This is a genomic window from Bacillus sp. JJ864 (assembly GCF_036963045.1).
GTDB classification, from domain to species: domain Bacteria; phylum Bacillota; class Bacilli; order Bacillales; family Bacillaceae_G; genus Bacillus_A; species Bacillus_A pseudomycoides_C.
Window position 1 is genome coordinate 1 of record NZ_JBALLY010000223.1, and the last position, 12,860, is coordinate 12,860.

At 35.3% G+C, this 12,860-nt stretch carries 9 protein-coding genes, 1 pseudogene, 1 riboswitch and 1 other annotated feature; of the genes and pseudogenes, 3 read left to right on the top strand and 7 right to left on the bottom strand.

The genetic code is table 11. The features are described 5' to 3' along the window. Positions 1-524 precede the first annotated feature (524 nt). Positions 525-749 (top strand): hypothetical protein, encoded by a 225-nt coding sequence (locus V7024_RS23420; protein ID WP_335524433.1) that lies wholly within the window; start codon positions 525-527, stop codon positions 747-749. Positions 750-1,075: 326 nt separating this feature from the next. Here the strand turns inward: V7024_RS23420 and V7024_RS23425 are convergent, their stop codons facing one another. The 5 genes and pseudogenes from V7024_RS23425 to V7024_RS23445 form a co-directional block, all read right to left on the bottom strand. Further along, complete coding sequence (locus V7024_RS23425; RefSeq protein WP_335524435.1) at positions 1,076-2,941, bottom strand: FtsX-like permease family protein; 1,866 nt, start codon at positions 2,939-2,941, stop codon at positions 1,076-1,078. Further along, positions 2,932-3,719: pseudogene (locus V7024_RS23430) on the bottom strand (ABC transporter ATP-binding protein). The gene V7024_RS23425 and the pseudogene V7024_RS23430 overlap by 10 nt, the downstream one beginning before the upstream one ends. Before the next feature lie 147 nt (positions 3,720-3,866). Further along, positions 3,867-5,495 carry a YndJ family protein gene (locus V7024_RS23435; RefSeq protein ID WP_335524436.1) on the bottom strand — a complete coding sequence of 543 codons (1,629 nt, stop codon included), beginning with the start codon at positions 5,493-5,495 and terminating at the stop codon, positions 3,867-3,869. Next, the gene (locus V7024_RS23440) at positions 5,483-6,112 is read right to left on the bottom strand and encodes a DUF4166 domain-containing protein (protein WP_335524437.1); all 630 of its coding nucleotides are present in this window, start codon (positions 6,110-6,112) and stop codon (positions 5,483-5,485) included. Before V7024_RS23440 ends, V7024_RS23435 begins: the two co-directional genes overlap by 13 nt. A 4-nt stretch (positions 6,113-6,116) precedes the next feature. Then, complete coding sequence (locus tag V7024_RS23445) at positions 6,117-7,007, bottom strand: DoxX-like family protein (RefSeq protein WP_335524438.1); 891 nt, start codon at positions 7,005-7,007, stop codon at positions 6,117-6,119. A 200-nt stretch (positions 7,008-7,207) separates the two neighbouring features. Next, positions 7,208-7,398: riboswitch (Lysine riboswitch) on the top strand. 233 nt (positions 7,399-7,631) lie between these two features. Between V7024_RS23445 and V7024_RS23450 the strand changes: the two genes are divergently transcribed. Next, complete coding sequence (locus tag V7024_RS23450) at positions 7,632-8,861, top strand: aspartate kinase (RefSeq protein ID WP_335524439.1); 1,230 nt, start codon at positions 7,632-7,634, stop codon at positions 8,859-8,861. Between the two features lie 280 nt (positions 8,862-9,141). Here V7024_RS23450 and asnA read toward each other — a convergent pair whose 3' ends face one another. Next, on the bottom strand, positions 9,142-10,125 hold the full coding sequence (gene asnA, locus V7024_RS23455; protein ID WP_335524441.1) for an aspartate--ammonia ligase: 984 nt from the start codon (positions 10,123-10,125) through the stop codon (positions 9,142-9,144). A 72-nt stretch (positions 10,126-10,197) separates the two neighbouring features. Further along, positions 10,198-10,457, bottom strand: a binding site (T-box leader). A gap of 180 nt (positions 10,458-10,637) precedes the next feature. Here asnA and V7024_RS23460 point away from each other — a divergent pair. After that, positions 10,638-11,798: an MFS transporter gene (locus tag V7024_RS23460; protein ID WP_335524442.1), complete on the top strand. Its 1,161-nt coding sequence runs from the start codon at positions 10,638-10,640 to the stop codon at positions 11,796-11,798. A gap of 70 nt (positions 11,799-11,868) precedes the next feature. Here the strand turns inward: V7024_RS23460 and V7024_RS23465 are convergent, their stop codons facing one another. After that, on the bottom strand, positions 11,869-12,696 hold the full coding sequence (locus V7024_RS23465; RefSeq protein ID WP_335524444.1) for a sigma-70 family RNA polymerase sigma factor: 828 nt from the start codon (positions 12,694-12,696) through the stop codon (positions 11,869-11,871). Positions 12,697-12,860: the final 164 nt, after the last annotated feature.

A 12,860-nucleotide genomic window follows, 5' to 3' on the forward strand; every position in this document is an offset into this window, starting at 1 on the left:
AGGTAAGTAGGATATATATTTTTTTACAGACCCGTATAGGTGTAAAATTTATATACTACATACGCACTTAATTATCGCTCAATTTAGCTTTTCATAGACCTCACATAAGAAATAAACTCTCTTATCGCTTCTTTCCATCTATACTTATTTCGTAAGAAACCTTATTTTTTAGGGGGTCATAAGAGTTTTTTCAGAAAAAACTCTTATAAAATCCCAAATAATATAGTTTATCTCCTAGATAAAAAGACGCTGGATATATATTGAGGCTCCCGAAAAGCGACATACTTTTAGTAAGTGACTAAAATTTTATCCGTATATAGAAAATAAAAAGCAGATAATCACCTAATATAGTAGGTAGTTATCTGCTTTTTTCTTTTAATAGACTTTTCAGTGTCCTCTATATATGAAAAAACTTTACAAACAAATAGGAAAGGCGCATGTTCTTCAATAAAATAAGCTCTTTGTTCCATACTTAGACATAACATGTAAAAAGCAAATTCCACTACTATGAAGGAGCAAGATGAATGATTATGATAAACCCTCACTTTAACAACACCAGGCAGTTTGGTGCTGCTATCACATATAGTGCTGGCCAACAAACACTTCATGCCATTCACCACGTAATGGCAACAGACCCTTTCTTTTTCCATATCGTACATCATTACGTTATACCTCATCATATGATACATCATGTCACTTATCCAACTGACATTTCATCAATTCCATTTGGTTCCACATACTATTTCTAAAGAAGGTTTTTTACCTTATACAAATAAAATGAAACTTCCATTAGTGAGGGCTTCCCCCCACTGATGGGAAGCCCGCTCAATCGACGTCTTACTGTCCATCAGTACGTGTGTTTACCCCCTTATTAATCAATAGTTACACCGATAAACATGGATAAATTACCTGTAATCTTTTTCTCCTACTCGTAAAAATACACTAGCTTCCTGTCAGCTACTTGGCGACTTTGTTCTTACCTAGACTGGACTTTCACCAGTAAGCAGTGCCCAGCTTAGCTGGGCACGCAAAACAAAAGACGATTGCTCTTTTCAAGCAATCGCCTTTCCTTTTACTATCCCTTTGGCAATACCATACCTTTATACAATTGTACTGTTGTCCAGTAATATGCAAAATAAATGAGAACAAATAAACTAATTGGCATCCAAATTTTCACATATGGATCAAGCAAAATGAATGAAAATAGATTCATACCAACTAATACATGAGCGATTCCGACAATCCCAGGAAATAAGAAGATGAAGAATACTTCTTTATAGATGCTGCGAGAAAGCATTCCCTTTCGAACACCAATTTTTCGTAGCATGGCATAGCGGCGTTTATCTCTAGATGCTCCCGTTAAGATTTTAAACATAAGTGAACTAGCCATCATCGCAAGAAAAGAAGCGCCTAGGAAAAAACCCATAAACATTGTGCCGCTCATAAAAGTATACATAAACTGGTACGTCGTCATTTTCGTTTGCATTGGTACTTCTTCTCCGATATTTTTTTGAGCACCTTCTTTTTGGCGTTGATCAATTTTCATAAGAATCGGTTTATATTTTTGTAAATTATCAACGCGAATTAAAAGGAGTGAGTGCACTGTTCCTTGTACTTTTTCATAATTTTCTTTGTCAGCGATGCGGAGCGGCTTTCCACCAAATTGATTGTAACTAATTTGAAATTCACGAATGAGTGCCTCCTCCCATTGCCCAGGCATACTTGGATATCGTTGCGTTTCCGGCTTCTCAAGCGATGTGTATATAGGTTCAGGAACTCTCTCACTTACGCGAACACGAATTGGCTCTTTACTTTTCTTTGCACTTCTGTGATCCGAAATTAGCGGTGGTTGATTTAGTAAGTCGTCACGTAAAAAGTAAACCGCTTCTTCAGTTTCTTTATAAGAATACTTCTTTTCTTCTATAATGTTCATTTGCTTTAATTCTTTTATTTCTTCGGCATTTGGATCATGAATCGTCGCATCATACACTCGCGAAAATTCCGTTGTCATCCCAACATTTTTTTGAAATGCCATCCCAGCTGTCATCGCACCAGCACCTAATGCAATGAGCATAGCAACTGTACCTAACACTCTAGATAAACTGTTAATTCGAAAACGCAGCTGTGCAAGCGTAAAACTATTAAGCCCTGCTTCGTTTCTTTTTTTATTTCTTTTTAACATCGTAACAAATAAAGGCAATAATGAACCAAATATAAAATAAGTTCCAATTGTCGTACAAAATGTTGCAACTATAAGCCCTATTTCCTGCAAGTCATTCACATGAATGATTGAGTAATATCCAATACCTAACATCAAAATTCCAAGCACCGTAAAAACCGTAATACGAAGTTTACTTTTTTTTACCTCATCTTGCGTTTCATCTTCTCGTATAAGCTCTAATTCTGTTTTGCGCAGAATACGAAAGCTATTAATCATCCCTGTCACTACAAAAAGAACAAAGAAGAAAAGAAACGTTGCAATTAAAGCAGGAAAATAAAATGCCTCATACCCCTTCGCTGATACATCCATACTTTTTATAAGAATCTTCCCTACTGCACTTGCTAATCCAATTCCTACTGCATTTCCAATCATTAAAGCAATCATTCCAAGCCCTAATGTTTCGATAAATACCAGCTGTGCAACCTTCTTCTTTTTTGCCCCAAGCATCATATACATGCCTAATTCTTTTCGGCGCAGTGTAAGCAAAAATGAATTTGCATAAAGAATGTAAAATAAGGTGATAAACGAAAGTAACACAGAACCAATCCCGAAGACAATCCGAATGCTGTGAATGATACTATTTTCTTTCGTAAATTCAGTATTTAAGGCCATCGTTTGAAACATATAAAAAATACTTATACTAACGATAAGACCAATTAACAAAACAAGATAATCTTTCATCATCTTTCGTATACTATGTACAGATAATTTCAGTAACATGTCCCCACCTCCTTAATCGCTTCCTTAGAAGAACTCATTTTTCCTAACACATTTAAAATATCTTGATAAAATGCTTCTCTACTTCCATTGCGGTGAATTTCCTCATAGAGCAATCCGTCTTGGATAAATAATATTCGTTCACAATAACTAGCACTAAATACATCATGCGTTACCATCATAATGCTAACTTGATGATTTTCATGTAAATCACGCATCGCTTCTAATAAACTTTTCGCATTTTTACTATCAAGCGCTCCCGTTGGTTCATCTGCAAGAATAATTGCTGGATTATGTACAAGTGCACGAGCTGCTGCTGTACGCTGCTTTTGACCACCAGAAACTGCAGTTGGATATTTCTCTAAAATTGCTTCTATCCCAAGTTTTATTGCTACCTCTTGTACTTTTCCTTCAATATCTTTTGAAGGCACTCCTTGCAGTGACAACGGCAACGCAATATTTTCATAAATTGAAAGGTTTTCAAGAAGATTAAAATCTTGAAAAATAAATCCTAGTTTTTGCGCTCTAAAATCAGATAATGCATTTCCTTTCATATTTGTTATGTCTGTTCCAGCAATTTTCACGGTACCACTATTCGCTTGATCAAGTGTCGAAATTACATTCAACAACGTTGTTTTTCCTGATCCCGATGGACCCATTATCCCAACAAACTCGCCTTCTTTTACTGATAACGTTATTCCTTTTATACCCTTGAATGGTTTTCCTTTTTCTTTCCATATATTTTTTCTACTTGATTTACTTCTACTACATCATTTTTCATCACTTCATCCCCTATCTCTCAGTATCTATTAGTATCTTCTCAGAAATTTTTTAAGTTTCTTGTAGGTAAATTCTTAAGAATTCTTAAGATTCACGATATAAATACAAATAAAAAATGAGCTTGGTATCATACCAAACTCATTTTTTGTTAAGCAATATTCTCTTTTTGTTCTATCTCATAATCAATCTCGAGAAACTTCACACCAAACAGCCACATTTGATGATGTGCTGTTAACATTGCTGTAGCCTTCTCTCTTATCGTAAACGTTTCTGCGAGCGGCAAGCGAATTGTAAAGAAGCGGTTATGTAAATATATCCCCTCATCCCCTCTTGCACTATTCCTTAATCGACTCGTAACGATAAGATTGTTTTTATCATTACGCAATTTTAATATCCCCGTCATATTTGCATACGGTAATGGCAATGCAATATTCATGTATGTTTCCTCGTTATATTCATGCTGAGAATAGAGCGCGACAAAGATTGTTTCATTCTGTTCATTTTTCCGAACCCACGCTCTAACGTCATTTCTACCATCTTTTTCATCTTTTATAGCAACAATTTCCCCATACATCCTCTCTAAGCGATTTCCCATCCCTAAATGAATTTGTTGTATACGCCGGCTTATTTTTTCATATAGAAAAGCAAATGGCCAAAACCAACGTGACCAGTGAATAGTTGCTTTTAACTCATATTCTTTCGTGTTCTCATAAAAATCAATAATAAGTGGTGATACATTCTTTGTATTAAACTGTTTACTATCAAAATCTATCACTTTATTTATAAGACCTGTATATTCCTTCTCCTCTATTAAGCTATTTTCTAATAAAACATTTTCTCCAATTTTCATCTTACCTTTTATACGACTCATCGGTTTTCCATAACGCATATATGTCGATGCAGCTTTTTCAATCATCCAGCCAATACAACCAGGTAATGCTACGCCCATTCCATTCACAAATCCATGAATCCAAACCATTTGCGCAATCGTAATCGTCATGACATGCTTAAAGTTGCCATATGAATAGAAAAGCGAGAAAAGAATAGTTACCATAAGTGTACTAGACGAGATGATAAGAAGCATTTTCGCACTCTTTGAAGTAAACTTTGTTTTCCATACAAAAATCCCGTAAATATAAAGGGAAATAAGATAGAGTAACACTGCAAAAAATTCAAACGTTCTTGAATATGTAATCCCAATTGCAACTGTCATTGGTGAAATAATCATAATGAACATAGCGGTTATATATAACTTACTTCTCTTTTGTTGTTTTCTTCCTAATAAACCTGCAAACAAGGGAAGTAAAAAAGCAGAGTAATGAAAATGAGCCGCTGTAAGTAGAACAATATCTGAACTAAACTGCATAATTGGTATATTTGCTACAGAGGCAAAAAACCAAAATCCACCTAAAAATAAATATATAAATCCACTATCAATCGCAGTTTCTTCTAACGGTTTCCATCCTCTTTCTAATAATCGACATACTCCAAACAGCGCGACAATACCGGTATATATAAACCAAATTATCGCAAATAGAAAATAGTCTGTTACAAAAGCAAGCATTGCACTTATTGCTGCAACCGGATAAAAAAATGCTGCGAGCTTATAACAAAATAGTTCGTCTCCATTTCTTTTTTTCTTATCTACAATAGAAAACGCTATTGGGATAAATAAAAGAATAGACAATAATATAATCGATTCAACAGGGTGTAATTTTGGCCATTCTAATATAAGAAAAATGACATAGCACATGCAGCCAATCATTATATTTCGCATAGATTTGTATCCCTTTCTGTAAACGTCCCCTTATAGGAGAAAAGTGGTCCTAATAATGGATTTTGTACTTGTACATGTATCCGATAACACTCTAATTCATCATCATAACTTTCTACAATCTTTGCCTGCCCATATAAAAACTTTGGCAACGGAATCTTCATTCCGCATAAGTAGAACCATTGTTTTTTAGATGAAATATGCATTGCTCCTTTTGAATCAACATGAAACGCAAGCGTCGATACAAGCAAATGTGGTTCACCAAAATAATCGACAATTTCATTTTGTTTATCATTCAAATACATGACAGCATGAAAATAACGCTTTTTTTCACCGAACAAAAACATCCGATTCCATCTTACAAATGTCTCTCCTTCCCTGTCTTTCTCTGCTTTATTTTGGATAATAAATGGTACTTCTGTCCCTCTTTCTGAAAAGAACATCCGGAATTTTGCTGCTACTTTTAAAAACATTCTTACAGCAGCAGAACCTTCTGTAATTTCATCCATTTTCCCTTCTCCTGTAAAACCAAGTTCTTCTGTAATCGCATACCGTTTTTGTAATTTTGGATGTAACCGATGATAGGATTCTCCTAATAATGTTTCGTAAATGGAAGACAATTTTCTACTCCTTTCTACTTCTCTTACAATTCCTCGCTTGCGGTAAATCATTACTATTCATATAACCGATTATTGAGAATCCAATTAATATGATGTTTAACGTAATCGGATTAAAAGGTTGCATAAAACTAGCGATATTTGTAAATCCCGCCGCAACTGTCAATATTAATATTATGAAAGCATGAAGAAAAAATAATTTCTGTTTTTGGAAAGGTAACAACCAGATCACCCCAAACACAATTTCCAAAAATCCAACCATTTTAATCATTGCGGCAGCATCATTTTCTGAACCAATAAGCTTGGAAAGCATCTGTACCTCTTCTGGATGAGTATATAAAATTTTTGGAATAAGACCTTGATAGATCCACACAAAAGATAGCAAAAGGCAAATGAGATGATATGTAATAGCTCTTTTTAATAATAAACGCGGATGAAATCCTTTTTCTAACCACAATTTCAAGGCATCAAAACTCCAAGCTGTTGCCCACCCTAATAACGGACGAAATATATATGAATCTATAAATCTTCCTATACCTCCAAACTGCGTTTCAAAGCGAACCTTATTCTCATTCGGTGTATACTTCCAATAGCCTCTCCCTACCGAAATTAACGAAAGTTTACTATCTGTCCAAAATTTCAGTGACGAAATGCGTTCCCCGCCTTCTTTTTGTAATTCTCCTATTGATTCTCCTGCTCCAGCAATTTCAAGTCCGAAACCAATTTTTGTTTTATATAAAAAACGCTGTGGTTCGTCTTGGTTCTTCTCTAAATACGATATTTCTGTAAACCGGGCATCCCATTCCGTATGTATCTTTGGATCTTGTGTATACTTCCAAAGTTCATCCATTGTTGTTTCAATTTCCGTTTTTACATAAATAGGTTTTTGTATTTTCACTCCCACCCCTCCATTCAATCCATGTGTAAAATATTGTTAGAACTACTTCTTTTAACCACATTTTATACCATTTTTATTTTTTTCTAAAATAGTTTAAATTTTCAAAATAATTATAACCTACTTGATTTCTCTCGACATTTTGATTACTATGAAACAAATGTTACAAACAACTTCATACAACCAATTACTCTCGCCTAATGACGTGAGATAGAGGTCGCAACTTTTATGAGTATTCTATAGGAGACACAGAGATTGTCAGTGAATTTAGAGGAAAGGAAAAGTTGCCGAAATGTATATGTGCCTCTGAACATATACATTGGGACTGTTTTCGAATAGAAACAGAACTGTCATGTATACAGCGGCGGTGTATACATGAAGAGCTATCTACAAAAAAGAGAAATCATATTTTTAATGATTATCTTCTTTTTTGGCGGTTTTTTTATTAGCTCCGTTTTCTGTTTCCTTTTTTCCTGTAACAGCACCATCCTCACCTATTTGAGATGGTGTTTTTTATTTGCTTTCGGTAACTTACAGGAATGAGAGGGATCTATATTTCCCATCTTATGTGTAACAACATTTTTCCTAATTTAATTATCTATATTAACTTGAAAGAGGGCTCTTATCATGGAAATTATTGTTCAAAAATTTGGTGGTACATCTGTCGGAAATATCGACCGGATTCAACATGTTGCCGATTTAATCATTGAAGAGTATGAAAGAGGACACGGAATTGTAGCAGTCGTTTCTGCAATGGGACATAGTACAGATGAACTCGTATCTTTAGCTGCTAGTATTACAGATCAACCTAGTAAACGTGAAATGGACATGTTACTTACAACAGGTGAGCAAATTTCAATTTCTTTATTAACAATGGCTTTGCAAACGAAAGGGTACGAGGCAATTTCACTTACAGGCTGGCAAGCTGGGATTACAACAGAATCCATACATGGCAGCGCTAGAATTACCGACATAAATACAGAGCGAATTCAATCTTATATACAAAAAGGAACGATTGTCGTTGCAGCCGGTTTCCAAGGATTAAGCGCAGAACAAGAAATTACAACACTTGGTCGCGGCGGTTCTGATACAACTGCAGTTGCATTAGCTGCAGCATTACAGGCAAAAAAATGTGATATTTATACAGATGTAACAGGCGTTTACACAACTGATCCACGCGTTGTAAAAGACGCTTACAAATTAAATGAAATTTCCTATGATGAAATGTTAGAACTTGCAAATCTAGGTGCTGGTGTACTTCATCCACGAGCAGTCGAATTCGCCAAAAATCATAACGTTATGTTAGAAGTTCGTTCAAGCATGGAACAAGAAAACGGAACAATCGTAAGGGGAGAATGTAACATGGAACAACAATCAATCGTAAAAGGCATTGCATTTGAAGATAATATTACACGTGTAACAATGAAAGGCTTACAACCAGGAAAACTTTCCGCAGTCTTCTCTACATTAGCAAGCGCTCATATTAATGTAGATATTATTATTCAAAGTATTACAAATGAAGGAACTGTACATTTATCCTTCTCTATTCATTCAAATGACTTAAAAGAAACATTAGCGGTTTTAGAAGAAAATCGTGAATCAATGCAATATGAATCTGTAGAGTATGAAAGCCATTTAGCAAAAGTATCCATCGTTGGATCAGGTATGGTATCTAATCCAGGTGTCGCTGCGAAAATGTTCTCCACATTACAAGAAGAAGATATTCACATTAAAATGGTAAGTACATCGGAAATTAAAGTATCTGTCGTAATCGACCGCCTTCATTTAGTAAAAGGTGTCGAATCACTTCATGAATCATTTATGGCAAAAATTGAGCCTTTTTTATCAGTAAATTAAAAAAAGGAGCCGATTCCAAAAGCGCCTAGGTGCCTTTCGGAAATCGATTCCTTCTTACTTGTCCACCGATATTTCGGCGGAAATGATACATTTATCGGCGATTCGACACAATATAAAGTGAAACTTCCATCAGTGACGCCTTTTTCACTGATGGTTAGTTGAACCAATCGGGCTTTTACGGGCAGTTTGCTTCCCCAGCTTTTACTGCCCGTTAATGCGGGATAAAGATCCTTCGACGATGTTCGACACAAGAATAGTCTAACCCCTGAAGCTGTGTCTTTTAGAACAAGTGAATGTTTTGCTTTTTACACTCTTCACGCATTTCATCCGGCCACACTGAAGACTGCACTTCACCGATATGTGCTTTACGTAAAAAGTACATGCACATTCTTGATTGCCCGATGCCACCACCAAGTGTTAGCGGCAATACATCTTCTAAAATTCCTTTATGGAAATCGTACTCACGTTTGAAATCTTCTCCTGCTATTGTTAATTGTTCATCAAGAGATTTGCTGTCAACGCGAATACCCATCGATGATAATTCAAATGAAGATTGCAATACTGGATGCCAGAATAAAATATCTCCGTTCAATTTCCAATCATCATAGTCACTTGCACGCCCATCATGTTTTTCACCAGAACGCAACGCTCCGCCAATTCCGCTAATAAAAACGGCACCGTGTTCTTTTGCAATTGCATGTTCACGATCTTTTGGTGTTAATTCTGGATATTTATCCTCAAGCTCTTGTGATGTAATAAATACGATATCTTCCGGTAAATATTTACCAAGAAACGGGTATTTTTCAAATAAATAGCCTTCTAATTCTTTGAATATTCCGTAAATTATTTGTACTGTTTCTTGTAAATAATCTACTGTACGCCATTCTTTTTGAATCATTTTCTCCCAATCCCATTGATCAACGTAAATAGAATGCGTTGCATCTAACTCTTCATCACGGCGAATTGCGTTCATGTTTGTATATAAACCTTCACCAGCTTCATATCCATATTCATGCAGCGCGAATCGTTTCCATTTCGCTAGTGAATGTACAATTTCTAGCTCTTCTCCTGAATGCAGCATATCAAATTCAATTGGACGCTCTACACCGTTTAAATGATCGTTTAATCCTGATTTTTTCGTTACAAATAATGGTGCAGATACACGGAATAGCCCAAGACGTTTTGATAATTGCTCTTCAAAAAATGTTTTAACTTCCTTAATTGCGATTTGTGTTTCTCTTACTGTCATTAATGTTTGGTACATGATGTTTTCCTCCTAAAATGTTTTGATGTAATGAGGAAAGAAACCATTAAAAAAAGCCCTTCTTTCCCAAAAAACTGGGACGAAAGGCTTTGGTTCCGCGGTACCACCCAAATTAGCAACAGAGGTTGCTCACTTATCAGTACGGAGATTAGAGATAACTCGATACTGTTCTTCTTGTAACGGCGAAGTTCCCGGCTAAGTCTACTTTCCTAAAAAGGATTTCGGTTAGCGACTCCAGGAGGTTCTTCATAGCAGGCTTCGTATCAGGCTCACACCATCCCTGACTCGCTTGGACTACGTCCTATTACTACTCTTCCTTTCACAGTCGTTTTACTGTCACATCTCTGAAACATTTTATTAATGTTTATTCTATACAAAAAAAGAAGAAAGTCAACAAAAAGTTTTAAAATATTTTTCAATTCTTTATTTTGCGTATTTACAAAATAAAGTGTGTCACACTTCAACAAATTATACTGTCTTATTAGTACAGATGAAATGTAAGGAGGATCTTCATGAGTAATATAACAAATAAAGCTCCTGAATGGTTATACGTATTTGTATTTTGCATTGCCGGGATCAGCGTCGTTTCTCAAGGATTCATCATGATTCCAATTGAAAGTCAACTTATATTCTATTTTCAAATTCCTAAAAATGTTGCCTATCTCTCAAGTAGCATATTTTCGATTTTCTACGCCATTGGATTCTTAATTTTCGCTCCTCTTTCCAAACGATTTGGGAAGAAAAATTTATTAGTTCTCGGACTATTCGCTTTGTCCTTTTGTACGCTGACTATTAGCTTTTGCAAAATATACAACTTATTTTTGTTCCTTAGAGCTTTGCAAGGACTAGTAGCAGCTACATTTACACCTTTAGCTCTTGCATATGCATTCGAATTGTTTATTCCAAAACATCAAGGCTATATCATCGGTATCTTAAGTACATCTTTCACAATGTCTAGCATATTAGGACAAATACTCAGTAATTGGTTTATATCTCAATACGCTTTTCCTACTCTTTTTTATTTTTTCGCTTTCATTCATCTTTTATGTGGAGCAATTTTATATTTCATTCTTCCCACATCTACCAAAAGTGATCGTCCATTATCTATCGCATACTGGTTTGATATGTTTACATTATTTCGAAATCGCTACATTACAATTTGTCTTGCGATTACCTTTACGCAATTTCTTTCATTCGTTGCCATTTATAGTGCTTTACATCACATATTAATCCAAATGTATCACCTTACAAATTATGAAATTCTGCTATTTCAATGTCTTGGCATAATCGGAATGTCTATTTCTCCTTTTATAAATAACTTTATTACAAGTACAAGAGCCTCCAAAATGATTACATTAGGACTTATTATCATGTGCACAGGAGTACTTTTGTTTTTGAAATGGGATCGTATTTATTTTCTCGCTATCACTACAATCGTATTTGCCGCAGGTATTTCAATCGTATTACCTTCGATCATTTTTCATATTAGACAAATAAGCGAGGAAAGAAAAGGAGTTGCAATGGCGCTTTATACGTTTACTTTGTTTTTAGGATCTAGTATCGGTCCGTATATCGGGACCAAAATAATGTTTACATATGTCGTACTTACTATTTTTTCTGTCTTATTCTTGTCTTTCCTAATGTCATTTTCTTTACGAAAAAATGTAAGCTAATCAAAATGATTAGTTTACATAAGAGTTGCTCTAACCGTCATCTCACGGCTTTAGAACAACTCTATACTTTTTATATTGGAATATGTTTAAGTTTATCAGGATTCACAACATAAAAAATTTGTTCAATCTGATTCGTATTTTGCTTCCAAGCGAAACTGAAGACACCGACGACCTCTTCATTCTTTACTATAAGAACACCTGGCTCATTATTTACTATGACCGCTTGTGCTTTTTTTCCTGTGAAAAATTTTGTAGCAATTGCAGATAACAAACTTAGGACACGCTCTTTACTAATAATTTGATTAATAGCTGTAGCAACGTTCCCCCCTCCATCTGCAATAAGCGTTACATCGCTAGTAAGAATTGCTGAAATTTCTTGAACGTTGCCTCTCGATAAAGCCGAAATAAACTTATTAATTTGCTCTTGTTGAATTTCGTACGATGTAGAATTTTCATCAAAAGATACATTCATTTTCTTCTTCGCACGGCTAAACACTTTACGGCAATTCATCTCCGTTATATTGAGTAAATCAGCGATTTCACTATGTTTTAAATCTAATGCTTCTTTTAGGACATAAACTGCTCGCTCTGTGGCCGAAAGTTTTTCCATAAGAACAACAAAAGTATAATATAGTTGGTCATCTTGAATGATTTTCTCTGCAGGATCCCATTTCATGTCTTGTACTATTGGCTCTGGCAGCCACGTACCAACATAAGTTTCTCTTTTTTTTCGGCTTGATTGCAATTCATTAATACAACGATTTACGACCATTCTACTTACATACGACTTTATATTGTTAATATCAGTTAAATGAACCTTGCTTATCTGTAGCTTTAAAAATGTATCTTGAACAATATCCTCAGCATCACTTATCGATCCAAGCATTTTATATGCAATAGCATTGAACTATCCCCACTTACCGGCTAACGCCACTTGAAGTAGGGGATTCTAGAACCTCCTCCGTTCAACAAGAGAAGTTCTCTATACCGTCAATCCGAAGTATCTATTGATGACCAATTTCTGCCCCTGTGCAAGCAGACAGAAAAAGGTACGCCCTCTTC

Coding starts and splice junctions, on each gene's coding strand:
- V7024_RS23420 (WP_335524433.1), top strand. CDS start 525: ATGATTATGATAAACCCTCACTTTAACAACACCAGGCAGTTTGGTGCT.
- V7024_RS23425 (WP_335524435.1), bottom strand. CDS start 2,941: ATGTTACTGAAATTATCTGTACATAGTATACGAAAGATGATGAAAGAT.
- V7024_RS23435 (WP_335524436.1), bottom strand. CDS start 5,495: ATGCGAAATATAATGATTGGCTGCATGTGCTATGTCATTTTTCTTATA.
- V7024_RS23450 (WP_335524439.1), top strand. CDS start 7,632: ATGGAAATTATTGTTCAAAAATTTGGTGGTACATCTGTCGGAAATATC.
- asnA (WP_335524441.1), bottom strand. CDS start 10,125: ATGTACCAAACATTAATGACAGTAAGAGAAACACAAATCGCAATTAAG.
- V7024_RS23460 (WP_335524442.1), top strand. CDS start 10,638: ATGAGTAATATAACAAATAAAGCTCCTGAATGGTTATACGTATTTGTA.